Origin of the sequence: Mesorhizobium sp. L-8-10 (genome assembly GCF_016756635.1) — a bacterium.
In the GTDB taxonomy this organism is placed as follows: Bacteria; Pseudomonadota; Alphaproteobacteria; order Rhizobiales; family Rhizobiaceae.
The window spans coordinates 1,247,501-1,269,486 of sequence record NZ_AP023263.1 but is presented as its reverse complement, the minus strand read 5'-3'; the positions used below and the strand labels follow the sequence as shown (position 1 = coordinate 1,269,486).

General features: G+C 64.1%; 27 protein-coding genes. 16 read left to right on the top strand and 11 right to left on the bottom strand.

Annotated features, from left to right (window positions below):
• Positions 1-46 precede the first annotated feature (46 nt).
• Positions 47-2,062, top strand: coding sequence for a thioredoxin domain-containing protein (locus JN280_RS05805; RefSeq protein ID WP_202310665.1), 2,016 nt, complete (start codon positions 47-49; stop codon positions 2,060-2,062).
• A 108-nt stretch (positions 2,063-2,170) separates the two neighbouring features.
• Here JN280_RS05805 and rho read toward each other — a convergent pair whose 3' ends face one another.
• The 3 genes from rho to hemE form a co-directional block, all read right to left on the bottom strand.
• A complete protein-coding gene (gene rho / locus JN280_RS05800; protein ID WP_202310663.1) occupies positions 2,171-3,436 on the bottom strand; it encodes a transcription termination factor Rho in 1,266 nt (421 codons plus the stop codon).
• 163 nt (positions 3,437-3,599) lie between these two features.
• Positions 3,600-4,145, bottom strand: a complete 546-nt coding sequence (gene hemJ, locus JN280_RS05795) for a protoporphyrinogen oxidase HemJ (RefSeq protein ID WP_202310660.1) — start codon at positions 4,143-4,145, stop codon at positions 3,600-3,602.
• Positions 4,142-5,176, bottom strand: coding sequence for a uroporphyrinogen decarboxylase (gene hemE, locus JN280_RS05790; RefSeq protein WP_202310658.1), 1,035 nt, complete (start codon positions 5,174-5,176; stop codon positions 4,142-4,144). The genes hemJ and hemE overlap by 4 nt, the downstream gene beginning before the upstream one ends.
• A gap of 401 nt (positions 5,177-5,577) precedes the next feature.
• Here hemE and JN280_RS05785 point away from each other — a divergent pair, with 401 nt between their 5' ends.
• From JN280_RS05785 to dnaQ, 5 genes are all read left to right on the top strand, one after another.
• Positions 5,578-6,399, top strand: a complete 822-nt coding sequence (locus tag JN280_RS05785; RefSeq protein WP_202310656.1) for a pyruvate, water dikinase regulatory protein — start codon at positions 5,578-5,580, stop codon at positions 6,397-6,399.
• Between the two features lie 65 nt (positions 6,400-6,464).
• Positions 6,465-7,064, top strand: a complete 600-nt coding sequence (locus JN280_RS05780) for a Maf-like protein (RefSeq protein ID WP_202310654.1) — start codon at positions 6,465-6,467, stop codon at positions 7,062-7,064.
• Positions 7,057-7,899, top strand: a complete 843-nt coding sequence (locus tag JN280_RS05775; RefSeq protein WP_202310652.1) for a shikimate dehydrogenase — start codon at positions 7,057-7,059, stop codon at positions 7,897-7,899. Before JN280_RS05780 ends, JN280_RS05775 begins: the two co-directional genes overlap by 8 nt.
• Positions 7,896-8,513, top strand: a complete 618-nt coding sequence (gene coaE, locus JN280_RS05770; RefSeq protein ID WP_202310650.1) for a dephospho-CoA kinase — start codon at positions 7,896-7,898, stop codon at positions 8,511-8,513. Before JN280_RS05775 ends, coaE begins: the two co-directional genes overlap by 4 nt.
• Before the next feature lie 39 nt (positions 8,514-8,552).
• Positions 8,553-9,275, top strand: a complete 723-nt coding sequence (gene dnaQ, locus JN280_RS05765) for a DNA polymerase III subunit epsilon (RefSeq protein WP_202310648.1) — start codon at positions 8,553-8,555, stop codon at positions 9,273-9,275.
• 77 nt (positions 9,276-9,352) lie between these two features.
• Here dnaQ and secB read toward each other — a convergent pair whose 3' ends face one another.
• From secB to JN280_RS05750, 3 genes are all read right to left on the bottom strand, one after another.
• Complete coding sequence (secB, locus tag JN280_RS05760; protein ID WP_202310646.1) at positions 9,353-9,850, bottom strand: protein-export chaperone SecB; 498 nt, start codon at positions 9,848-9,850, stop codon at positions 9,353-9,355.
• 103 nt (positions 9,851-9,953) lie between these two features.
• On the bottom strand, positions 9,954-10,223 hold the full coding sequence (locus JN280_RS05755) for a hypothetical protein (protein WP_244743021.1): 270 nt from the start codon (positions 10,221-10,223) through the stop codon (positions 9,954-9,956).
• Positions 10,224-10,303: 80 nt separating this feature from the next.
• Entirely contained in the window at positions 10,304-10,492 is a 189-nt protein-coding gene (locus JN280_RS05750) for a DUF3008 family protein (RefSeq protein ID WP_202310644.1), read from the bottom strand.
• 225 nt (positions 10,493-10,717) lie between these two features.
• Here JN280_RS05750 and fghA point away from each other — a divergent pair, with 225 nt between their 5' ends.
• The gene (gene fghA, locus JN280_RS05745) at positions 10,718-11,551 is read left to right on the top strand and encodes an S-formylglutathione hydrolase (protein ID WP_202310642.1); all 834 of its coding nucleotides are present in this window, start codon (positions 10,718-10,720) and stop codon (positions 11,549-11,551) included.
• A gap of 15 nt (positions 11,552-11,566) precedes the next feature.
• On the opposite strand, the gene JN280_RS05740 is transcribed toward fghA, so the two are convergent.
• Positions 11,567-12,064: an FxsA family protein gene (locus tag JN280_RS05740; RefSeq protein WP_342215923.1), complete on the bottom strand. Its 498-nt coding sequence runs from the start codon at positions 12,062-12,064 to the stop codon at positions 11,567-11,569.
• 195 nt (positions 12,065-12,259) lie between these two features.
• On the opposite strand from JN280_RS05740, the gene JN280_RS05735 reads away from it, so the two are divergent.
• The 4 genes from JN280_RS05735 to JN280_RS05720 are packed head-to-tail and all read left to right on the top strand — an operon-like array spanning position 12,260 to position 15,008.
• Positions 12,260-12,973 carry a Tim44/TimA family putative adaptor protein gene (locus JN280_RS05735; RefSeq protein WP_202310640.1) on the top strand — a complete coding sequence of 238 codons (714 nt, stop codon included), beginning with the start codon at positions 12,260-12,262 and terminating at the stop codon, positions 12,971-12,973.
• An 18-nt stretch (positions 12,974-12,991) separates the two neighbouring features.
• Positions 12,992-14,095, top strand: coding sequence for a murein transglycosylase A (mltA, locus tag JN280_RS05730; RefSeq protein WP_202310638.1), 1,104 nt, complete (start codon positions 12,992-12,994; stop codon positions 14,093-14,095).
• Positions 14,092-14,637: a Smr/MutS family protein gene (locus tag JN280_RS05725; RefSeq protein WP_202310636.1), complete on the top strand. Its 546-nt coding sequence runs from the start codon at positions 14,092-14,094 to the stop codon at positions 14,635-14,637. The genes mltA and JN280_RS05725 overlap by 4 nt, the downstream gene beginning before the upstream one ends.
• On the top strand, positions 14,634-15,008 hold the full coding sequence (locus tag JN280_RS05720) for a helix-turn-helix domain-containing protein (protein WP_202310635.1): 375 nt from the start codon (positions 14,634-14,636) through the stop codon (positions 15,006-15,008). The genes JN280_RS05725 and JN280_RS05720 overlap by 4 nt, the downstream gene beginning before the upstream one ends.
• On the opposite strand, the gene JN280_RS05715 is transcribed toward JN280_RS05720, so the two are convergent.
• From JN280_RS05715 to hslV, 4 genes are all read right to left on the bottom strand, one after another.
• On the bottom strand, positions 15,009-15,965 hold the full coding sequence (locus JN280_RS05715; protein ID WP_202310633.1) for a DUF1402 family protein: 957 nt from the start codon (positions 15,963-15,965) through the stop codon (positions 15,009-15,011).
• A 131-nt stretch (positions 15,966-16,096) separates the two neighbouring features.
• Positions 16,097-17,410 carry an ATP-dependent protease ATPase subunit HslU gene (hslU, locus tag JN280_RS05710; protein WP_202310631.1) on the bottom strand — a complete coding sequence of 438 codons (1,314 nt, stop codon included), beginning with the start codon at positions 17,408-17,410 and terminating at the stop codon, positions 16,097-16,099.
• A 94-nt stretch (positions 17,411-17,504) separates the two neighbouring features.
• Complete coding sequence (locus JN280_RS05705) at positions 17,505-18,026, bottom strand: GNAT family N-acetyltransferase (protein ID WP_202310629.1); 522 nt, start codon at positions 18,024-18,026, stop codon at positions 17,505-17,507.
• Positions 18,016-18,564 carry an ATP-dependent protease subunit HslV gene (hslV, locus tag JN280_RS05700; protein WP_244743017.1) on the bottom strand — a complete coding sequence of 183 codons (549 nt, stop codon included), beginning with the start codon at positions 18,562-18,564 and terminating at the stop codon, positions 18,016-18,018. Before hslV ends, JN280_RS05705 begins: the two co-directional genes overlap by 11 nt.
• A 194-nt stretch (positions 18,565-18,758) precedes the next feature.
• Between hslV and hisB the strand changes: the two genes are divergently transcribed.
• The 5 genes from hisB (at position 18,759) to JN280_RS05675 (ending at position 21,977) form a co-directional block, all read left to right on the top strand.
• Positions 18,759-19,370: an imidazoleglycerol-phosphate dehydratase HisB gene (gene hisB / locus JN280_RS05695; RefSeq protein WP_202310627.1), complete on the top strand. Its 612-nt coding sequence runs from the start codon at positions 18,759-18,761 to the stop codon at positions 19,368-19,370.
• Positions 19,371-19,378: 8 nt separating this feature from the next.
• Complete coding sequence (locus tag JN280_RS05690; protein ID WP_202310625.1) at positions 19,379-19,861, top strand: DUF2628 domain-containing protein; 483 nt, start codon at positions 19,379-19,381, stop codon at positions 19,859-19,861.
• A 1-nt stretch (position 19,862) separates the two neighbouring features.
• Positions 19,863-20,513, top strand: a complete 651-nt coding sequence (hisH, locus tag JN280_RS05685; RefSeq protein ID WP_202310623.1) for an imidazole glycerol phosphate synthase subunit HisH — start codon at positions 19,863-19,865, stop codon at positions 20,511-20,513.
• Between the two features lie 143 nt (positions 20,514-20,656).
• The gene (gene hisA, locus JN280_RS05680) at positions 20,657-21,412 is read left to right on the top strand and encodes a 1-(5-phosphoribosyl)-5-[(5-phosphoribosylamino)methylideneamino]imidazole-4-carboxamide isomerase (protein WP_202310621.1); all 756 of its coding nucleotides are present in this window, start codon (positions 20,657-20,659) and stop codon (positions 21,410-21,412) included.
• Positions 21,413-21,434: 22 nt separating this feature from the next.
• Positions 21,435-21,977, top strand: a complete 543-nt coding sequence (locus JN280_RS05675; protein WP_202310619.1) for a Uma2 family endonuclease — start codon at positions 21,435-21,437, stop codon at positions 21,975-21,977.
• Positions 21,978-21,986 lie beyond the last annotated feature (9 nt).

The window sequence follows — 21,986 nt, the reverse complement described above, 5'->3', positions numbered from 1 at the left end:
TCCACGCCCTACTGTTACATTGTTGCCGCCAGCCCCGGAGCCGAAATTGCCTCTTTCCGCCGCGAACCTGCTCTCCGAGGAGACCAGTCCCTATCTGCGACAGCATAAGGACAATCCGGTGCATTGGCGCGCCTGGTCCACCGAAGCGCTGGCCGAAGCACAGGCACTCGACAGGCCTATCCTCTTGTCCGTCGGCTATGCCGCCTGTCACTGGTGCCACGTCATGGCCCATGAAAGCTTCGAGGACGACGGCGTCGCCGCCGTCATGAACCGGCTTTTCGTGAACATCAAGGTCGATCGTGAGGAACGCCCCGACATTGACCAGATCTATATGGCTGCGCTCAATGCCACGGGCGAGCAGGGCGGATGGCCTCTCACCATGTTCCTGACCCCTGACGCCAAGCCCTTCTGGGGCGGAACCTACTTTCCGAAGCTGCCTCGCTACGGCCGCCCGGGTTTTGTTCAGGTTCTGGAGTCCGTCCACCGTGCCTGGCGTGACAAACGCGGCGAGCTCGCCAGAAGCGCCGACGCGCTCACCGACCATGTCTCAGCCCGCCTCGCCGGCGGCCCCGCATCGACAACGATCGATCCGACCCAACTCGCGACGCTTGCCGCCGGCGTTCAGGACATGATCGACCGGCAGCGCGGCGGCCTGCGCGGCGCGCCCAAATTCCCCAACGCCCCTTTCATGCGCGTGCTCTGGCAGTACTGGTTGACGTCAGGCAACAGAGAACATCGCGACAGCGTGCTTCTCAGTCTGCGCGAAATGCTGAAAGGCGGGATCTACGACCATGTAGGCGGAGGGCTGTCCCGCTATTCCACCGATGCCGATTGGTTGGTGCCGCATTTCGAAAAGATGCTCTACGACAACGCGCAACTACTTCAATCGCTCGGCTGGGCCTATGCAGCGACCAAGGACGAATTGTTCGGAGTCCGAATCAAAGAAACGGTCGGGTGGCTGCTCCGCGAAATGCGTGTCGATGGCGGCGGCTTCGCCTCAAGCCTCGACGCCGACAGCGAAGGCGAGGAGGGCCTTTTCTACACATGGGATCGTTCCGAGATCGAATCGATCCTCGGCGAGTCGTCGACCCGTTTCCTGTCCATCTATGGCCTCGCGGCGCCTGATGGCTGGGAAGGAAAACCGGTCCTTCACATCGAAGCCGACGATCTGACGCCGGTCATCTCCGCTGAATTTGTCTCGGCGCGTCAAAAGTTGTTTCACGCCCGGGCTGGGCGGATCAGACCGGGCCGCGACGACAAGGTGCTTGCCGACTGGAATGGCCTGACAATAGCAGCGCTGGCTGGCGTGGGCCGCTTGCTCGATCGCCCGGATTGGATCGCTGCGGCTGCGGCCGCCTATCGTTTCGTCATCGGATCGAGTGACGACGCCGGGCGGCTACCGCATTCAATCCTGGACGACCGACGCCTCTATCCGGCGATGTCTTCCGACTATGCCGCCATGATCAATGCGTCCATCACGCTGTTCGAGGCGACATCGGAGGCATCCTATATTGCCACCGCCCGCAATTTCGCCGACAAACTGGAGACTTGGTACACCGACCAGAGCGGCCATGGCTACTATCTTTCCGCGTCTGATAGCGCCGATCTTCTGATGCGTATTCGCGGCGACGTCGATGAAGCCGTCCCTTCGGCGACCGCGCAGATCATCGAGGCCCTTACCCGACTGGCGGTGCTCACCGGTGATCTCGACCTACAATCGAAGGCCTGGGCTGCCGCCGAAGCCGCGTCCGGTCGTGCCGCGCAGCTTGCCTATGGCCAGGCAGGCATCGTGTACGCCGCCGCCCTGGCCCTGGATCCATGGAAGCTCGTAACGGTCGACGCGCCTGGCAGCCGCGCCTTCGCCTGCGTCGCCGACGCTGCCAGCGACCCGCGCCGGGTCGATATCCGGCTGACCGCGGGCGATAAAACCTCCGCCCCGGCACTGCCTGGCGGGATTGTTCCGGACATTGCAAGGCCGGGCGCGTGGCTCTGTCGCGGCAACGGGTGCCTGCCCGTCATCACCGAACCCGCCGAGTTGCGGTCCGCGCTGATCCAGCCCTGACGACGGCGCTTCGGGCCACCAGAACCGTACGAGGTCCCCGCCAACAAAAAGGCGACCGCCCATTGTTCGACGGCCGCCTTCCGATAAGCGATTCGAGCGCGCAGCAGCCTACGTATTCATCGAATCGAAGAAGTCGGCATTCGTCTTCGTCTGCTTCAGCTTGTCGATGAGGAACTCGATCGCATCGGTCGTGCCCATGGGCGCCAGGATGCGGCGAAGGACGAAGATCTTCTGCAGATCAGCGCGGGGCACCAGAAGGTCTTCCTTGCGGGTACCGGACTTGAGGATGTCCATGGCCGGATAGATGCGCTTGTCGGCCACCTTGCGGTCGAGCACGATCTCCGAGTTACCCGTGCCCTTGAACTCCTCGAAGATCACCTCGTCCATACGGCTGCCCGTGTCGATCAGGGCGGTCGCGATGATGGTCAGCGAGCCGCCTTCCTCGATATTGCGCGCCGCGCCGAAGAAGCGCTTCGGCCGCTGCAGCGCGTTGGCGTCCACGCCACCGGTGAGCACCTTGCCGGAGGACGGCACGACCGTGTTGTAGGCGCGGCCCAGACGCGTGATGGAATCGAGCAGGATCACCACGTCCCGGCCATGCTCGACCAGACGCTTGGCCTTCTCGATCACCATCTCGGCGACCTGGACGTGCCGGGCGGCCGGCTCATCGAAGGTCGAGGAGACGACCTCGCCCTTCACCGAGCGCTGCATGTCGGTCACCTCCTCGGGCCGCTCGTCGATCAGGAGAACGATCAGATAGCATTCCGGATGGTTCGACGTTATCGAATGCGCGATATTCTGAAGCAGCACTGTCTTGCCGGTGCGCGGCTGCGCGACAATCAGCGCGCGCTGTCCTTTGCCGAGAGGCGCCACGAGGTCGATAACTCGCGGAGAAATGTCCTTCGACGTCGGATTCTCCATCTCCATCTTCAGCCGCGAGGTCGGATAGAGCGGCGTCAGATTGTCGAAGTGGATCTTGTGCCGGATCTTCTCCGGATCGTCGAAATTGATTGTGTTGACCTTCAGCAGCGCGAAATAGCGCTCGCCTTCCTTCGGGCTGCGGATCGGCCCTTCCACCGTATCGCCTGTTTTCAGCGAAAAGCGCCGGATTTGCGAGGGCGAGATGTAGATATCGTCGGGACCCGGAAGATAGTTCGCGTTGGCCGACCGAAGGAAGCCGAACCCATCCTGCAGCACTTCCACCACGCCGTCGCCGATGATCTCGACATCCTGCGCCGCCAGCTTCTTGAGGATTGCGAACATCAGTTCCTGCTTGCGCATGACGCTGGCGTTCTCGACCTCGAGCGACTCGGCGAAAGCGATCAGATCGGTCGGCTTCTTGTTCTTGAATTCGGTAAGTTTCATTTCCTGCATAGTGCGGACTCTGAATCTGCTCTGGAAAATATCGGCGATACGCGATGCATGCCGGCCGTGCGCGAAGAAATAGGGAAAAGTCAGCGCTAGGCGGGGAGGGAAGGATGTCCTTTTATCCCTGCCGGTCCCAAAGAGCAAGCTGCGATTTCTCGTCGGCGTACCGCTAGAACGGCTTGACTACGACCAGGATCACGATGCCGATCATCAGTAAGGTAGGCACTTCGTTCATGATCCGCCAGTGCCGCGACGATTTCGTGTTGCGATCCTGCGCGAACAAACGCACCGACCGCGAGAAATAGCCGTGGACAGCCGACATGCCGAGCACGAAACCTATCTTGGCGTGGAGCCAGCCGCCCGCGAAACCGAAGCCGCGCCAGGCCAGCCAAAGGCCAAACACCCAGGTGACGATCATGGCCGGATTGATGATGGCGCGCAGCAGGCGACGCTCCATAACCTTGAAGGTCTCGGACTGAACCGAGCCCGGCTCCGCCTCGGCGTGGTAGACGAAAAGGCGTGGCAGGTAAAGCATGCCCGCCATCCACGCGATCACGGCGATCACATGGATCGCCTTGGCCCAGAGATAGAGATCGGCCGGATCGAGCCAGAACAGCAAGGCGGCGCCCACGACGAATATGGCGATCGCCACCGCCGCGCGGCGCATCGCGCTGGCGCCGTCATCGGCGATGGACTTGTCGCCGCCGGGATTCATCGGTGTGACCCTGCACGCACACGGGCAATCATGCGCTCCACATTCTCGACCGGCGCGTCCGGGGTGATGCCGTGTCCGAGATTGAAGATCAGCGGTCCGCCCCCGAGACCCGCCAGAATGGCATCCACGCCCTCGTCCAAAGCTCTTCCACCGGCGACCACGCGCAACGGGTCGAGATTGCCCTGGACGGCGCCGCTCTGCTGCAGCCTCTTTGCCTGAGACAACGGAACGGACCAGTCGAGCCCCAGCGCCGTGACGCCGGTCGCGGCGCGATAGCCGTCGTAGAGGCTGCCCGCCCCTCTCGGAAAGCCGATGATCGGCACGTCGGGAAAGGCGGTGCGCACGCGTTTCACCATGCGTGCCACCGGCGCGGCACAGAAGGCGTCGAAGCTCGCCTCGTCGAGCACCCCGGCCCAGGAATCGAAGATCTGGACGGCGTCGGCACCAGCTTCGACCTGGCGGATCAGATAGTCGGCCGAATGATCCGCCAGCCGGTCCAGGAGCTTCGCGAGAGCCTCGGGATGCCGATAGGCGAACAGGCGGGCCGGCGCCTGGTCTGATGTACCGCGGCCGGCGATCATATAGGTCGCGACCGTCCAGGGAGCGCCGCAGAAGCCGAGCAGCGTCGTCTCGGCCGGAAGCTCCGCGCGAAGCCGTCGCACCGTCTCGTAGACCGGTTGCAGATTCACGTGAAACATTGCTTCGTCGAGTTGCTCGATCCCGGCTGGCTCGATCGGGCTCATCAGGGGCCCATGGCCTTCCTCGAAGCGAAGGTCACGGCCGAGCGCATGCGGCACGACTAGGATGTCGGAAAACAGAATTGCCGCGTCGAAGCCGAAGCGCCGGATCGGCTGCAGCGTCACCTCGACGGCGAGATCGGGATTGTAGCAGAGGTCGAGGAAGCTGCCGGCGCGCTGACGCGTCGCGCGATATTCGGGGAGATAACGCCCGGCCTGCCGCATCATCCAGACGGGCGTCGGGAATACGGTCTCGCCCTTGAGCACGTCGATGACGGTTCGTCTTGCGGTCATGGCTGCACGTTTCTCCAGTCCGGCTCCCTTAAATCAATTCATGAAAAAAGAGTCTTCTGATTCTACGACTCTGTCGGAATCGGGAATTCCGACTTCTCGACTCCGGGCGTCCTCGCCATGTCGCGGGCAGCCGGCAAGGACAATCCGCCAAGCCCCTGTTAATATTACGGATCGCCGCAAAATCGCTAGCGATTCCAGCCTCTTGCCGTTGCGCAAATGAGAACCGGCGTCGTCCACGGTTGTGACAATGAGCCGCTGCCCACATTCTTCTCCACAAGGGCCCGGCCGACTTCACAGTGGTCTCGATTGTGGAAAGCTGGCCCTTTGATACAGTCCCTGGCAAAAGCATCCGTCCAAAGGTCAGGCTTATCCACACCTGGCCACAGAGGGGCCAGAATAGTGTGAACAAGGCGCAGAGCTTCTTCCATCTCCATCTGATTTCTGACGCGACCGGCGAGACGCTGCTGGCCGCCGGACGCGCCGCATCGGCGCAATATAAGGACGCGCGGGCGATCGAGCATATCTATCCTTTGATTCGCACCGAGCGGCAGCTGATGAAGGTGTTCGAGGAGATCGATCAGGAGCCGGGTATCGTGCTCTATACGGTGGTGGATCAGAATCTCGCGCGGCTGATCGACGAGCGGGCGGCGTCCATGGGGCTGCCTTGCGTCTCGGTGCTGGAACCGGTGCTTGCCGTGTTTCAATCCTATCTCGGCACGCCTGCCGGCCGCCGGGTCGGAGCCCAGCATGTCCTGGATGCGCAGTATTTCCGCCGCATCGACGCTCTGAACTTCACCATGGAACATGACGACGGCCAGCTGCCTGCGGACATGGAGGATGCCGACATCGTCCTGATCGGTATATCGCGGACCTCGAAGACGCCGACCAGCATCTATCTGGCCAACCGCGGCATCAAGACGGCGAATATCCCGATCGTGCTCGGGGTGCCGATGCCGGAAAGCCTGATCCGCGCCAAGCGTCCGTTGATCGTCGGTCTCGTGGCCACGGCCGAACGCATTTCGCAGGTTCGTCAGAACCGCGTGCTCGGCACGAGCGCGGGTTACGATGCACAGAGCTACACAGACCGGGCGAACATCGCCGAGGAACTCACCTATGCCAGGCAGATCTGTACCCGCCACAACTGGCCGATGATCGATGTCAGCCGGCGCTCGATCGAAGAGACGGCGGCCGCGATCGTTGCGCTGCGCGGCAAGACGAGATAGGCCTCGCGCGACATATCGCGACAGAGTGTCTTCATCCGTCACCGGCAGCGCATCGGTTATCAGACATGCAACCCACCACGATCATTCTCGCCTCGGGAAGTCCGTTCCGGCGCGCCATGCTCACCAATGCGGGGCTCGACTTCGGGGTCGAGAAACCCGACATCGATGAGAGGGCCGTGGAGGCGGCGATCGCGGGACAAGCGAGGCCGGACGATGTCGCGGCGATCCTCGCCGAAGCGAAAGCGCTCGACGTGAGCGGCCGCCATCCGGAGGCGCTGGTCATCGGGTCGGACCAGACCCTGTCGCTCGGCGACGAGATCTTCCACAAGCCGGCCGATATGGAAGCGGCGCGCCGCCATCTCCTGAAACTTTCCGGGAAGACCCATAGCCTCAACAGCGCGGTGGCCGTCGCCAAGGGCAGTGAAACACTGTGGCGTCATGTCGGCATCGCGCATCTGACCATGCGACGGCTGGATCCGGCCTTCATCGGACGCCATCTCGCGCGTGTCGGCGACAAGGCTTTACAGAGCGTTGGGGCCTATCAGGTCGAAGGCGAGGGCATACAGCTCTTCGAGAAGATCGAGGGCGATCATTTCACAATCGTCGGTCTGCCGCTGCTTTCGCTGCTCGGCGCGCTGCGCGACCTCGGCGCGATCGATGGCTGAGCCGTCTCGCAAGGCCTTCGTCTGCGGCCATCCGATCGCGCATTCGCGCTCGCCGATGATCCATACCTATTGGCTTCGGCAATACAGCATCAACGGCGCCTATACGGCGATCGACGTCGAACCCGCCCGTCTCGGCGACTTCATTGCAGGGCTGCAGCATGCCGGCCTGGCCGGCGGCAATGTTACCATTCCGCACAAGGAAGCGGCTTTCCGGCTGGTCGGCCGTCGAGATGAAGCGGCCGAAGCAATCGGCGCGGTCAATACGATCTGGCTCGAAGACGGAACCGCCTGCGGCGGCAACACCGACGCCTATGGCTTTGCCGCCAATCTCGACGAACATGCCCCGCGCTGGGAGAAGAACAACTCGGCCCTGGTGGTGGGCGCGGGCGGCGCTGCTCGCGCCGTCATCCATGCGTTGAAGCAACGGGGCATAAGCGATATCCGGATCGTCAATCGGACGGTTGATCGGGCGAGGAATCTTGCCGATCGTTTTGGGACAGGCGTGTCCGCGCATGGCCAGGACGCGCTACGCGAACTTTCAAGCGACGCCGGTCTGCTGATCAACACGACCTCGCTCGGCATGGGCACTAACAAGGAACTGGCCGCCGATCCCGACTGGTTGCCGGATCATGCGATCGTCAATGATCTCGTCTATGTTCCCTCGCGCACCCCGCTTCTGGCGGCAGCGGCGGCACGTGGCCTCAAGACCGTCGACGGCTTGGGCATGCTCCTTCATCAGGCCGTGCCCGGATTCGAGCGCTGGTTCGGCCGTCGGCCCGAAGTGACCGCCGCGCTTCGCAACCTCGTTCTGGGGGATGTGGAGAAAAGAGCATGATCGTGCTCGGCCTTACCGGCTCGATCGGCATGGGTAAGTCGACGACCGCAAGGATGTTCGCCGATGCGGGTGTTCCGGTGCATGATTCCGACGAAGCGGTGCACCGTCTTTATGCCGGAGGCGCCGCACCCCTGGTCGAGGAAGCTTTTCCGGGCACGGTTCGGGACGGCACAGTCGATCGCACGCGGCTGGCCGAACGCGTGATCGGAGATACTGTGGCGATCCGCAGGCTCGAAGCCATCATCCATCCGCTGGTACGCGCCGACGCCGATGCGTTTCTCGAGCGTCATCGACGCGCCGGCGCACCACTTGCCGTACTCGACATTCCGCTTCTGTTCGAAACCGGCGGACGGGACCGCGTCGACAAGGTGCTGGTCGTGACGGCGCCGCCCGAACTGCAGCGCGAACGTGTGCTCGCCCGTTCCGGCATGACCGAAGAGAAATTCCGCGCCATCCTGGCGAAGCAGGTTCCGGATGCGGAAAAGCGCAGACGGGCCGACTTCGTGGTCGACACCGGTTCGGGGCTGGAGGCTGCCCGGCAGGCGGTGGCCGCCATCATCGCGCAACTCACCGGGGACAAGCCGGCTGCCGCGGACCGCGGCCGGTTGCCCTGACCGGGCAAGCGCTGCCATGGTTGGACGCGGAGTGATTCGGTGCGCGAGATAGTCTTCGATACGGAAACGACCGGCCTCGATTCCCGGCTCGATCGCATCATCGAGATCGGCGGGATCGAACTCGTCAACCGGTTTCCCACCGGACGGGTGTTCCACCACTACATCAATCCGCAAGGCCGCGAGATACACGCCGATGCCCAGTCGGTGCACGGCATCGGCATGGACCAACTCGTCGACAAGCCGATCTTCGACGTCATTGCGCCGGAGTTCCTCTCCTTCATCGACGGGGCCCGACTCGTGGCGCACAATGCCGGCTTCGACATGGGCTTCGTCAATGCCGAGCTGGCAAGGCTCGGCCAGCCGGCCGTCGAGCCCGATCGCGTCGTCGACACTCTGGCGATCGCCAAGCGCAAGCACCCGATGGGGCCGAATTCGCTCGACGCGCTCTGCCGCCGCTACGGCATCGACAACAGCCGCCGCACCAAGCACGGCGCCTTGCTCGACTCCGAGCTTCTGGCGGAAGTCTATATCGAGCTGATCGGCGGCAAGCAGGCCGCACTGGGGCTCGAGATCGTCGTCGAAGATCGTGGAGCCGGCGGATCCGAGGCGATTAGAATCGTTCCGGTCGCGCAGCGGCCCACACCCTTGCCATCACGCCTGTCGGAGGCGGAACGCGCGGCCCATGCCGAGCTCGTCAAGCAGCTCGGCGAAAACGCAATCTGGGCCAGGATGATGGCGGCGCCTGAAGCCGAGCTGCAGTAGCCGCCCGGCCTTTTCGTCGCAAAAAAAAACCCGGCACGATGGCCGGGTCTTTCGAACCTTGCGAGATCGCTGGCGGATCAGCTGACCTGAACCTGCGCCTTGGCCTGTTCCTCGGCGATCTTCTGCTGGAACATCTGGGCGAAGTCGATCGGGTCGAGCATCAGCGGCGGGAATCCGCCGTTGCGGGTCGCCTCGGCGATGATCTGACGCGCGAAGGGGAAGAGCAGTCGCGGGCATTCGATGAACAGGATCGGCAGCATGTGCTCCTGCGGAAAACCCTCGACGCGGAACACGCCGCCATAGATGAGCTCGACGTTGAACAGCACATCCTTCTCTGTGCCGGCACGGGCCGAAAGCGTCAGGTTGACGTCGAACTCGGTGTCGGAGAGCGGATTGGCGCTGACATTGACGTTGATGTTGATGCCGGGCGCCTGCTCGCGGCCGCGCAGCGACTTCGGAGCGTTCGGGCTTTCGAAGGACAGATCCTTTACGTATTGCGCGAGCACGCTGAGCGAAGGCTGTGCGCCATTGCCGGCTTTCGGCGCGGTTGTGGTTTCGCTGTCAGACTTGGCCATAAGCCAGATCCCTCCTGGAAAGGCCGTCCGGCCCGATTGAAATTGCGGGTTCCGCTAGCATGGCAGGTTCGGCATGACAAGGTTTGCCGCGCCGAGGCCCTACTCACCCGGCCGACGGCGCGGACGGCGCGGTCGATCCCGCCGGCGCGTCGATCGTGTCAGGAGACTCGATCGAATTGCCATAGATCTCCGCCCCCCACCACGCCAAAGCTGCGAGCAGAAGCGCCACGACGAGAACGACGAGAACCGGGCGTCCGATCCCGCCTTGTCGTGCCTTCTTCGCCGGGATTCGATTCGGCTCTGTTTCGGGTCGGGGCGATGTCTGCTCGGCCGATCCCGCCGGTTCGCGAATTTCATCGACTGGTATGGGCATCTGAGCCTCCTGTTCTTCGTTACGAGGGATGGCCGGCTCCGGCCCGGAGCACGCTGGAATTCCAGGAGGGCCCTGCGGTGTCACGATTTGGACACGTGCTCCGGTTTGCCCTTGCGCTTCGTCGAGGCCATGTCGTGCAATTCTTCCTCGCTCATGGACTCGGCCATCGACTTGGACGCGCCTTTGAGTTCGATCTTCTTGATCTCGCCGCGTTTTGCCGCAAGCGCGGCGCCGGCGGCCTTCTGCTGGGCTTTCGATCTGGCTGGCATCGCCTTTCTCCGCTTTCAGGAGGGTCGAACCCGGCGAGCATATCTTCTGTGGCCATCCGGCCTTTCCCGGCCCGGAGAAATGACGTATCGCCCGGTTCTGGATGGTTCGACTCTCGGTTCCATGAACAGGACAAATCCCGCCCGCGCGGGATGGTTCCGTCGCCGGATGCGGTTCATGGGAAATGAGAGACATCCGTCCGGCAGGGAATCCGGAGGTTGCACGACATGATGACCGTTTCCACCAGCAAGTCCCATGGCGGCATCCAGGGCGTCTACAGCCATGCCTCGGAGGTCTGCGGATGCGACATGACCTTTGCGGTCTTCGTGCCGCCGCAGGCGAGCGACCGTTCCTGTCCGGTGGTCTGGTACCTTTCCGGGCTGACCTGCACGCATGCCAACGTCATGGACAAGGGTGAGTATCGCCGCAAGGCCGCCGAACTCGGGCTGATCCTGGTCTGCCCCGACACCAGCCCGCGCGGTGAGACCGTGCCGGACGAGAAGGACAACTGGCAGTTCGGCTCCGGAGCGGGTTTTTATGTCGACGCGACGCAGGACCCGTTCGCTCGGAACTACCGCATGTATTCCTATGTCACGCAGGAGTTGCCGGCGCTCGTCGCGGAACATTTTCCGGCCGACATGTCCCGCCAGGCGATATCGGGGCATTCGATGGGCGGACATGGCGCGCTCACCATTGCCTTGAAGAATCCCGGACGTTTCCGAAGCTGCTCGGCCTTCGCGCCGATCGTCCAGCCGATCACGGCGGGCTGGTCGCGCCCGGCCCTCGAGAAATATCTTGGACCCGACGAGGCCACATGGCGCGCCTACGACGCCTGTGCCCTTATCGAGGACGGCAACCGTTTTGCGGAATTGCTCGTCGATCAGGGCACCGCCGACGGTTTCCTTCAGGAAGGCCTGAGGCCCTGGCTGCTGGAGGAGGCCTGCGGCAGGGCCGGCATCCCGCTTACGCTGCGGATGCAGGAGGGTTATGACCACTCCTACAATTTCATCTCCACCTTCATGGACGATCATCTGGCCTGGCACGCGGAGCGCCTTGCCTAGCTCGATCAGCCGAGGCTATTCCAGCTCGGGCCTGCGCCAGGGCGATTTCGGGTCGGGGCCCTTCGAGGAATATTCATCCTGGTCGAGGTCGATCGTCCGCCCCTGGTCCCGCTGGCCGGGGCGGCGGAAGGAGCCGGCTCCGGCGCCGAAATTCGTGACGACGGTGATCCGGCTCCTGAGGTAGCGCCAGGCGAGTTCTCGCACCGCTGGAATGAACAGCAAGAGGCCGAAAATGTCGCTCACGAAGCCCGGGATCAGGAGAAGAATGCCGGCGATCATGATCATCAGGCCGTGCGCCACTTCGCGGCCGGGCGGATTGCCGGCTTCGATCTCGCGCCGGATGCGTCCAAGCGCGCCGAAACCTTGCCAGCGCAGGAGCAGGGAGCCGGCAACGCCGCTCAACAGCACCAGCGCGATGGTGGGAAGCACGCCGATCTCGCTGCCGACGACGACAAATCCCGCAATCTCCAGCAGCGGAAGTGCAAGAACAAGGATTGCAATCAGAGGCGGCACGGTGTCTTAACGCCTTTCAACTAGTGCAGCGCAGGATGGATATTGGCACGATCCGGTCTACATAGTTATGCGAAGCGCGGATTTGAATGATCCGGGCAAGCGTTCTATATGATTTAGATGCACGCCGCGACGCGGAGGCTTGACGTTCTCGCGGCGCGGCAGGGGATCAGAACAAGGGATCGCTTGGCGGAAGACATGGAATTCTTCGATTTCGGCACCATATTTTTTCTTGTCGCGGCCGTCGTGATTTTCCTCCAGCTGCGCAATGTTCTTGGTCGCCGTACCGGCAACGAGCGGCCGCCCTTCGATCCCTATACGGCCGCCCGCACCGGCGACAAGGGCAAGGAGGCCGCCAAGACCACCGAGAACGTGGTCTCGTTGCCGCGCAAGCGTGCCGCGGCCGAAGCCAATGACGAGGCATACAAGGCCGTGGACGCCATTGCCGCGGCCGGCACCGATCTCAACAGGGGCCTGAGGGCGATCAAGGACGCCGATCCTTCCTTCGATCCCAAGTCGTTCCTCGACGGCGCGAAGATGGCCTATGAAATGATCGTGATGGCCTTTGCCGACGGCGATCGCAAGACGCTGAAGAACCTGCTGTCGCGCGAAGTCTTCGACGGCTTCGTCGCGGCCATCGCCGACCGGGAGTCGCGGTCGGAGAAGATCCAGTCCTCCTTCGTCGGCATCGACAAGGCCGAAATCGTGTCGGCCGAGATGAAGGGCGGCGAGGCGCATGTCACGCTTCGTATCGTCAGCGAGCTGATTTCGGCGACGCGCGACAGCGCGGGAACGGTGATCGACGGCGATCCCGAGACGGTCGCCGAGGTGAAGGACGTCTGGACCTTCGCGCGCGACACACGCTCGCGCGACCCGAACTGGAAACTGGTGGCGACCGAGGCGGAAGACTGATTTTCTGCGGCCGCTTTCATGGCGCTTTCCCCGCTCTTCACGAAGGTCTCCTTCGGCGATCTGGCAGGCTGGCAGGGCGACGACAAAAGCGCCGCCTATGAAGCCTTCCGCCGCTCGGCCGTCCAGAGTCTGGTGAAGCCCTATCGCAGCGGTGCGCTCGGTGTCGATTTCGGCGCCTTCGCGCCCGCATATGACGAGGCGCGACGGAAGCCCGAACTCGCGGGCGACGCGGCGCGGGCTTTCTTCGAACGGCATTTCGTTCCCCATCGCATCAGTCCGGAGGACGGCGGCCAGGGCTTCGTCACCGGATTCTACGAGCCGGAGGTCGAGGCTTCGCCAGTGCGAACCGACCGCTTCCGGGTTCCGCTGCTGTCGCGTCCCGCCGATCTGGTCGATGTCAACGACGCCGATCGGCCGGTCGGCCTCGATCCCTATTTTGCGTTCGGCCGTGCCACTGCCGGCGGGATTGTCGAATATCACGACCGCGGTGCGATCGAGCGGGGCGCCCTGGACGGCATGGGGCTCGAGATCGCCTGGCTCGCCGACCCGGTGGACGCCTTCTTCATCCATGTGCAAGGCGCCGCGCGCCTGCTGATGACGGACGGGACTGTGAAGCGCGTGACCTATGCCGCAAAAACCGGCCATCGCTTCACGGGGCCGGGCGGCGTGCTGGTCCGGTTGGGTGAGTTGGCCCTTCCCGATGTCACCATGCAGTCGATCCGGCGCTGGTTCAGAGACAATCCCGGCCGCATCGAGGACATCCTTTGGCGGAACCGGTCCTATATCTTCTTCCGCGAGGCGCCAGTCGAAGACGATGCGCTCGGTCCGGTGGCGGCGGCGAAGGTTCCGCTCACGCCTGGCCGTTCGGTGGCGGTCGACCGCCTTCTCCATACCTTCGGAACGCCCTTCTTCATCGAGGCGCCGACACTGAGCGCGTTCGGCGATGGCGGCTTCTCGCGGCTGATGATCGCCCAGGACACCGGCTCGGCCATCACAGGCCCGGCGCGGGGCGACCTCTTCGCCGGATCGGGCGCCGAAGCGGGTGAGATCGCCGGGGTGGTCCGCCACCCGGCCGCTTTCTGCGCGTTCATCCCGCGACCACTGGTGGAGGGGGTTCGATGAGCGCCAGGCCGACAAAGGGCCTGAGCGACGAGGATCGCGTTCTCTGGAACCTCGTCGCCCGTTCGGCGAAACCATTGCGCGGGAAGCATCCGGTGGAACCGGAAGAGCCGCCGGTTCGGCAAAGCAAAGCCGCCGTGCCGACGCAGGCAGCCTCGCCCCAGCCCGCCCTGTCGCAGGCTGTGCCGGCCAAAAGGCAGAACGTCGCCCATGTCTTCGACGGCCAGACCCGCGACAAGCTGTCGAAGGGACGCCTGCCGATCGAAGGCCGGGTCGACCTGCACGGCATGACGCAGGACGAGGCCTATGCGCTGCTGCTCGCTTTCCTGCGGCGCGCTTATGACGGCGGCGTGCGCTATGTGCTCATCATCACGGGCAAGGGCTCGTCGTTGCGGAGCGAGGGCGTGCTGCGCCGCGCGGTGCCGCATTGGCTGTCCACGGCGCCGTTTCGCGGCCTCGTCAGCGGACACGACAATGCGGCGCGCCACCATGGCGGCGGCGGGGCGCTTTATGTGCGGCTGAGGCGCCGGCAGGCCGAACAATGACGCCGTTCGGGGAAAGGCTGCGCCGGCTGAGGCGCGAGAAGGGCGTCTCGCAGAAGGAGATGGCCGCATCCATCGGCGTCAGCGCAGCCTATCTGTCGGCCATGGAACATGGCCATCGCGGCGTACCGAACTGGGCGATGGTCCAGAAGATCATCGGCTATTTCAACGTCATTTGGGACGACGCCGAGGAACTGCAGCGGCTTGCCGAAGCCTCTCATCCGCGCGCGGTGATCGACACGTCGGGCCTCTCGCCCAAGGCGACCGAACTCGCAAATCTGCTGTCGGAAACCATCACGCGCCTCGATGACGCCGCCATCGACAGGCTACTGGCCGATCTGCGCGAAATCCTGGACGGTCCGGCCTCCCGGTGATCAGAACAGCGCGCGAAGCTCCGGCAGCTTCTCGTTGACCAGCCAGCCGTAATAATTCTCCTCCGGCAGCTTCGGCTCGGCGCCTTCGGCCTGGCGCCGCTCGTTCTCGGCCTTCAGCGCCCAGGCCCGCGCCTCGGGATTGCCGACATTGTAGAGCGTGGCGGTCAGCCCGGGATTGCCTGATATGTCGAAGCCGGCGATCGTGCCATAGGCATCGATGGACATTTTGAGCGCGGCGGCGACATAGGGCAAGGTCAGGTCGGGATCCATGATGGTCTTGTAGACCTGCCCGGGATCGTCGCTGCCGAGCTTGGGCAGTCCCGACACCTTGTGCACAAGGTCGCTCATCTGCAGCGCCGTCAGCGGGTTGAGCTGGCCCAAGCCGAAGGTCTGCCCGGCATAGAAGGGCTGGAAGAAGGCTTGGCTGAAACGCTTGTTCGGGAACGCGGCGCCCCCGACCGTCCTGCCGCGGAACTGGTCGTTCCAGACGGTTTCACGACAGGTCCAGACGGCATAGCTGCCGTCGCTCTCGCGGCACAGCGCGAATTGCGGCCGCCGGATGAAGTCGGAGATATCCTCGCCGTCATAGCTGAAGGAGATGCCGCTGGTCAGGTAGGAGATCGCCTTGACGTAATAGGTCTGCAGCCGGTCGTACGCATCGACATTGTAGGTATGCTCGCCGATGATGGCGCCAACGATATGGATCGGATCGATGCCGTAGGCGGCGGCGGCTCCGGCGATCTTGCCGCGCAGCTCCCGATCGTTCTTCAGGAGCTTGTAGACCTTGCGATACTTGGCCTCGTAGCTGGTCTTCATCGCCTTGGTGCGCGAGGCCGACGCGCCCGGGACGGGCGGCTGCTCGAGATGGCGGTTCCCGGACGGAACCGGCGTCGCCGCAGCGGCGCCGGAAGCGCCGAACAGGACGAAAATCAGCACAGGCAACAGGCGCAACGTCATTCACGGCCACCAGAGATTGTTGAGCTCAGGCCGCGCAACGTAGAAAAAGCCCCTGTCAAAGTCGAGGGACTCCGGCCTTCCGGCCGGGACCCCTCTTGCCGCGCGATCCCGGAAAGAGTCGGGATCGCTTCCTAAAGGATAAATCGCGACAAATCTGTGTTCTTCGCGAGATCGCCGACATGTTTGCGAACATAATCGGCGTCGATCGTCACCTCGGTGCCGGCGCGGTCGGGCGCGTCGTAGGAGATTTCGTCGAGGACCCGCTCCATCACCGTCTGAAGGCGCCGCGCCCCGATATTCTCGACATTGGCGTTGAGGTCGACTGCGATGCCGGCCAGCGAATCGATGGCGTCGTCTGTAAATTCCAGTCTCACGCCCTCGGTCTGCATCAACGCTACATACTGCTTGATGAGGCTCGCCTCCGTCTCCGTCAGGATGCGGCGGAAATCCTCCTTCTCCAGAGCGCGCAGCTCGACGCGGATCGGCAGTCGGCCCTGCAGCTCCGGCAGCAGGTCCGACGGCTTGGCGACGTGGAATGCGCCCGACGCTATGAACAGGATGTGGTCCGTCTTCACCGGCCCGTATTTGGTGGCGACCGTCGTTCCCTCGACGAGCGGCAGCAGGTCGCGCTGCACGCCCTCGCGGGACACGCCGGCTCCGACGCCGCCTTCGCGCGCGGCGATCTTGTCGATCTCGTCGAGGAAGACGATGCCGTCGTTCTCGGTCGCCTCCAGCGCGCGGCGCACGACCTCGTCCTGGTCAAGCAACTTGTCGGATTCGTCGTTGATCAGGAGCTCGTAGGATTCCTTGACCGTGGTCTTGCGCGTCTTGGTGCGTGTGCCGCCCATCGCCTTGGACAGCATGTCGTTGATGTTGAGCACGCCGATATTGGCGCCGGGCATGCCGGGGATCTCGAAGCCGGGCATGCCGCCCGTGCCGCTGTCGGTCACCTCGATCTCGATTTCCTTGTCGTCGAGCTCGCCGTCGCGCAGCTTCTTGCGGAAGCTGTCCCGTGTCGCGGGGCTGGCGGTCTTGCCGACCAGCGCCTCGAGGACGCGTTCTTCGGCGTTGAGGTGGGCACGCGCCTTGACGTCCTCGCGCATCTTCTCGCGCACCAGGCCGATCGCCATCTCGACGAGATCGCGCACGATCTGCTCGACGTCGCGGCCGACATAGCCGACCTCGGTGAACTTGGTCGCCTCGACCTTGATGAAAGGGGCGCCCGCGAGCCTCGCCAGACGGCGCGAGATCTCGGTCTTGCCCACGCCGGTCGGGCCGATCATCAGGATGTTCTTGGGCATCACCTCTTCGCGCATCTGGCCCTGCAGCTGCTGGCGGCGCCAGCGGTTGCGAAGGGCGATGGCCACGGCGCGCTTGGCATCCTTCTGGCCGATGATGAAACGGTCGAGCTCGGAAACGATCTCGCGGGGGGAAAATGTCGTCATGTCACGTACCACCTTGCTGCTGCCAGAAGAACTCGAACGGACGCAGCAGTCTGATCTCGTTGAGTCTGGGCTTGTATGCGGATGACGGAGCCGGTCATGCCTCGCCGCCCCCGTCTTCGGCGTCGATCTTCATCATCAGCGCCGGGCCGTAGATCGAACTGCGTCGGTCGAAGGCCCGGAAACCCGCCTTCTCATAGGCCCGGATGGCCCGCGCATTCGACGGATCCGGGTCGATGATCACCCGCGGCACGCCTTCGGCCAGCAATTCGCCGACGAACTGCCGGAGCAGGGCCGACCCGTGGCCCTGGCCGACGAGATCAGGCCTGCCGATGGTCAGGTCGACACCCATCGTGCCGAAGGGCTGGTCCTGATAGGGATGATCGTCCTCCATATGCGGATCGTAGCTCTGGAGGTAGCCAATCGGCTCGCCATCCAGCTCGACGATCAGCGGTTCGACCGAGATGCTGTCGATATGCTCGCGGATCGAGGCGATCTCCTCGTCGGGATCGCCCCACCATTCGGCCACATGCGGTTCGACGAGCCAGCCGGCAATCAAGGGCAGATCGGTCTCGACGACCGGCCGGAAGTCGTAGCGCGGCGTCGTATTACGCGGCATCGAGCGTTTCGACCACGATGCTGTGGTTGGTGTAGACGCAGATGTCGGCCGCGATCTCCATGGCCTTGCGGGCGATCTGCTCGGCGTCGATATCGGTATCGATCAGCGCGCGCGCCGCAGCGAGCGCATAGTTGCCGCCGGAGCCGATCGCCATCACGCCATGTTCGGGCTCGAGAACGTCGCCGGTGCCGGTGAGCGCCAGCGAAACCTGCCGGTCGGCGACCAGCATCATGGCCTCCAGGCGGCGCAGATAGCGGTCGGTGCGCCAGTCCTTGGCGAGCTCGACGCAGGCGCGCGTCAACTGGTCGGGATACTGTTCGAGCTTGGCTTCCAGCCGTTCCAGGAGGGTGAAGGCGTCGGCGGTCGCGCCGGCGAACCCCGCGAGCACATTGCCCTTGCCGATCCGGCGGACCTTCCTGGCATTGCCCTTCATGATGGTCTGGCCAAGGCTGACCTGGCCGTCGCCGGCGATCACGACCTTGTTGCCCTTGCGCACGGTGACGATCGTCGTGGCGTGCATGCTCAAATTATCAGACATTACTTGCTCCGATGGCGCGCGGCCCCGAAGGCGACCGCGCGGTACGAGGGTTGGTCCGGTCATATGTATGCCGCCAAGCGGCTTTTGCAACCGGCCGGAAATCCGGCTTCCCGGCGAGCTCGGCGCCAACTGGTAATCACCGTTCCATGCTGTTAGAAGGCTCGCGCCCCAACAATGGAGCTGGAGATCGCACGATGGCGTCAGGCACCGTCAAGCGCGCGGCGAGCGTCAGCCGCAAGACCAAGGAGACCGAGATCTCGGCGTCGGTCGAGATCGACGGAAACGGACGGTTCGAGGTCTCGACCGGCGTCGGCTTCTTCGACCACATGCTGGAGCAGCTTTCCCGCCATTCGCTGATCGACATGACGGTCAGGGCGAAGGGCGATCTCCATATCGACGACCATCACACCGTCGAGGACACCGGCATCGCGCTCGGCCAGGCGATCGCCAGGGCGCTCGGTGAGCGGCGCGGCATTACACGCTACGCCTCGATCGACCTTGCCATGGACGAGACCCTGACAAGGGCCGCGGTTGACGTGTCGGGACGGCCTTTCCTGGTCTGGCAGGTGGCCTTCTCCTCGCCCAAGATCGGCAGCTTCGACACGGAACTGGTGCGCGAGTTCTTCCAGGCGCTCGCGCAAAACGCCGGCATCACGCTGCATGTCACCAACCACTACGGCGCCAACAACCATCATATCGCCGAGACCTGCTTCAAGGCGGTCGCGCGCGTGTTGCGCACTGCTCTGGAGCACGATCCGCGCCAGGCCGGCGCGATCCCCTCGACCAAGGGAACGCTGAGCGCATAGGTGAAACCATGGCGAGCTATGTGATCGTGGAGCCGCCGCCGGGCCCCGGCGGGCAAATCGCGAGGGGTCCCGTCTTCGTCCGCGACGGCTTCGCCTTCCTCGCCTTCCTCGTGCCGCTGATCTGGCTGCTCTGGCACCGGCTGTGGATCGAGGCCGCGCTCGTACTGGGTGCCACACTCCTGCTTGGCGGGCTCGGCGAATATGGCGACGCCGGACCGCTTGCGACGCTATTGTCGATCCTGGTGTCGGTCTATGTCGGCCTCGAAGGTGCCGCCCTGCGCATTGCTGCGCTTCGCCGGCGCGGCTGGCGCGATGCCGGGGTGGTCGAGGCGGATTCCGTCGGGGATGCCGAAATACGCTATCTTGCCGAGCCGGTCGTCGAGAGGCCCGATGTCGAATGGCCCGCCCCGGCGGCCGGCGGCCATCCGCCGCTGCGCACCGCGCCTTCCGGCCCGGCGCTGGGCCTCTTTTCCTATCCCGGGGGGCGCTGAGATGCGTGTCGCCATCATCGACTACGGCTCGGGCAATCTGCGTTCTGCCACGAAAGCCTTCGAACGCGCCGCGCGTGAAGCCGGCATCCCCGCCACGATCGAGCTGACCGCCGATGCAGAGCGGGTGCGCACGGCCGACCGCATCGTCTTGCCCGGCGTCGGTGCCTATGCCGACTGCCGGGCCGGTCTCGCTGCCGTCGCCGGCATGGCCGAGGCTGTGGAGGAGGTGGCCGGCAAGGCTGCGCGGCCGTTCCTGGGCATCTGCGTGGGCATGCAGCTGATGTCGGATCGCGGGCTGGAAAAGACGGTCACGCAAGGTTTCGGCTGGGTTCGCGGCGACGTCCGGGCGATCGCGCCGTCCGATCCCGCGCTGAAAGTACCGCAGATCGGATGGAACACGATCGAGCTGCGGCGAAACCACCCCCTGTTCGACGGCATAAGCACCGGGCCGAACGGGCTGCATGCCTATTTCGTCCACTCCTACCACCTCGACGCGACTGACCCGGACGACGTGCTGGCGGTCGCCGACTATGGCGGGCCGGTGACGGCCGCCGTTGCGAACGGCAATCGCGCCGGCACGCAATTCCACCCCGAAAAGAGCCAGGCCCTCGGCCTCGCGCTGATTGCCAACTTCCTGCGATGGAAGCCCTGAGTTCTCGTCCCGTTCAACCGCCCGCCAGAGCGCCGCGCGTCCAATTGGACGCGCAAAGGTCGCTCTGCCACTACTAAACTTGCGCATCGTGCTTTCCGAAAATCGATTTCGATTTTCGGGCCGATGCGATAGCTGAGGCAAATATGATCCTTTTTCCGGCAATCGACCTCAAGGACGGCCAGTGTGTGCGTCTGAAGCTCGGCGACATGGACGCGGCGACCGTCTACAACGCCGACCCGGCCGCGCAGGCGCGTAGCTTCGAGGAGCAGGGTTTCGACTGGCTGCATGTGGTCGACCTGAACGGCGCCTTCGAGGGACGCTCCGTCAACGGCAAGGCAGTCGAGGCGATCTTGGCGGCAACGAAGAACCCGGTTCAGCTCGGCGGCGGCATCCGCAGCATCGCTCATGTCGAGAACTGGCTGGACAAGGGCCTGGCGCGGGTGATCCTCGGTACGGTTGCCGTGCGCGACCCCGAGCTGGTCAAGGAAGCCTGCCGGCTCTTCCCGGGCAAGATCGCCGTCGGCATCGATGCGCGCGGCGGCAAGGTGGCGGTCGAGGGCTGGGCCAAGGCGTCGAAGCTCGGAGCGGTGGAGCTGGCGAAGAAGTTCGAGGGCGCCGGGGTGGCCGCTATCATCTATACCGATATCGACCGCGACGGGGTTCTGTCCGGCATCAACTGGGAAGCTACGATCGCCCTCGCGGACGAAGTCTCGATCCCCGTCATCGCGTCGGGCGGGCTGGCCTCGATCGCGGATATCGTGCGCATGACCATGCCGGACGCGAAGAAGCTGGAAGGCGCCATTTCCGGCCGCGCGCTCTATGACGGGCGCATCGACCCGGCCGAGGCGCTCGCCATCCTGCGCGGCGTTTCAAAACCGCCACGCGGCATGCTAGATTGAGGCGATGAACGTTCAGTCCAAAATGCCGGCTACTGCGGACGAATTCCTGCGCTGGAACGAAGGGCGCGAGGGCAGGAGGGAGTTCGTCAGGGGGAAGGTCGTCGAGATGATGATCAACGTCACGCGTGCCCATGCGCGGCTCGCCTTCCGGCTTTCCATGCAATTGGGACGGCAGCTCGACCCCTCCAGATATGACATCGGAGCGGGCGAATTCGCGGTCAGGACCAAGGATGGAATACGCTTTCCGGACGTCTATGTCGATCGCGCCTTCGATACGTTGCAGGATCTCGCGGCGAGGGAGCCTTTGTTCGTCGCGGAAATCCTGTCGTCGTCTTCCTATATCAAGGACTTCGGCGAAAAGGTTGCCGACTATACCGGCCTGTCGACGCTCCGCTATTACCTCGTCCTTTCGCAGGACGAGCCGCGCCTGTGGCTCTGGTCGCGCGATGCTGCCGGCGCCTGGACGGGACCGGCTCAGATCGCCGGCCGGGGCGAAGTCGTCGTCCTCGGCGATTTGGACGTGTCGATCGATGTCGGCGAGCTCTATAGCGGAATCGAGAACTGAAGCGCCTTC

What these genes read in the sequence shown, in the direction of transcription:
- JN280_RS05690 (WP_202310625.1), top strand. Translation starts at nt 19,379, where the DNA reads ATGGCGAGCTATGTGATCGTGGAGCCGCCGCCGGGCCCCGGCGGGCAA.
- secB (WP_202310646.1), bottom strand. Translation starts at nt 9,850, where the DNA reads ATGGCCAAGTCTGACAGCGAAACCACAACCGCGCCGAAAGCCGGCAAT.
- JN280_RS05735 (WP_202310640.1), top strand. Translation starts at nt 12,260, where the DNA reads ATGGAATTCTTCGATTTCGGCACCATATTTTTTCTTGTCGCGGCCGTC.
- hslU (WP_202310631.1), bottom strand. Translation starts at nt 17,410, where the DNA reads ATGACGACATTTTCCCCCCGCGAGATCGTTTCCGAGCTCGACCGTTTC.
- rho (WP_202310663.1), bottom strand. Translation starts at nt 3,436, where the DNA reads ATGCAGGAAATGAAACTTACCGAATTCAAGAACAAGAAGCCGACCGAT.
- hemE (WP_202310658.1), bottom strand. Translation starts at nt 5,176, where the DNA reads ATGACCGCAAGACGAACCGTCATCGACGTGCTCAAGGGCGAGACCGTA.
- JN280_RS05725 (WP_202310636.1), top strand. Translation starts at nt 14,092, where the DNA reads ATGAGCGCCAGGCCGACAAAGGGCCTGAGCGACGAGGATCGCGTTCTC.
- JN280_RS05675 (WP_202310619.1), top strand. Translation starts at nt 21,435, where the DNA reads ATGCCGGCTACTGCGGACGAATTCCTGCGCTGGAACGAAGGGCGCGAG.
- hisA (WP_202310621.1), top strand. Translation starts at nt 20,657, where the DNA reads ATGATCCTTTTTCCGGCAATCGACCTCAAGGACGGCCAGTGTGTGCGT.
- fghA (WP_202310642.1), top strand. Translation starts at nt 10,718, where the DNA reads ATGATGACCGTTTCCACCAGCAAGTCCCATGGCGGCATCCAGGGCGTC.
- JN280_RS05715 (WP_202310633.1), bottom strand. Translation starts at nt 15,965, where the DNA reads ATGACGTTGCGCCTGTTGCCTGTGCTGATTTTCGTCCTGTTCGGCGCT.
- JN280_RS05780 (WP_202310654.1), top strand. Translation starts at nt 6,465, where the DNA reads ATGCAACCCACCACGATCATTCTCGCCTCGGGAAGTCCGTTCCGGCGC.
- hisB (WP_202310627.1), top strand. Translation starts at nt 18,759, where the DNA reads ATGGCGTCAGGCACCGTCAAGCGCGCGGCGAGCGTCAGCCGCAAGACC.
- hisH (WP_202310623.1), top strand. Translation starts at nt 19,863, where the DNA reads ATGCGTGTCGCCATCATCGACTACGGCTCGGGCAATCTGCGTTCTGCC.
- JN280_RS05720 (WP_202310635.1), top strand. Translation starts at nt 14,634, where the DNA reads ATGACGCCGTTCGGGGAAAGGCTGCGCCGGCTGAGGCGCGAGAAGGGC.
- hslV (WP_244743017.1), bottom strand. Translation starts at nt 18,564, where the DNA reads ATGTCTGATAATTTGAGCATGCACGCCACGACGATCGTCACCGTGCGC.
- JN280_RS05750 (WP_202310644.1), bottom strand. Translation starts at nt 10,492, where the DNA reads ATGCCAGCCAGATCGAAAGCCCAGCAGAAGGCCGCCGGCGCCGCGCTT.
- coaE (WP_202310650.1), top strand. Translation starts at nt 7,896, where the DNA reads ATGATCGTGCTCGGCCTTACCGGCTCGATCGGCATGGGTAAGTCGACG.
- JN280_RS05705 (WP_202310629.1), bottom strand. Translation starts at nt 18,026, where the DNA reads ATGCCGCGTAATACGACGCCGCGCTACGACTTCCGGCCGGTCGTCGAG.
- hemJ (WP_202310660.1), bottom strand. Translation starts at nt 4,145, where the DNA reads ATGAATCCCGGCGGCGACAAGTCCATCGCCGATGACGGCGCCAGCGCG.
- JN280_RS05755 (WP_244743021.1), bottom strand. Translation starts at nt 10,223, where the DNA reads ATGCCCATACCAGTCGATGAAATTCGCGAACCGGCGGGATCGGCCGAG.
- JN280_RS05775 (WP_202310652.1), top strand. Translation starts at nt 7,057, where the DNA reads ATGGCTGAGCCGTCTCGCAAGGCCTTCGTCTGCGGCCATCCGATCGCG.
- mltA (WP_202310638.1), top strand. Translation starts at nt 12,992, where the DNA reads ATGGCGCTTTCCCCGCTCTTCACGAAGGTCTCCTTCGGCGATCTGGCA.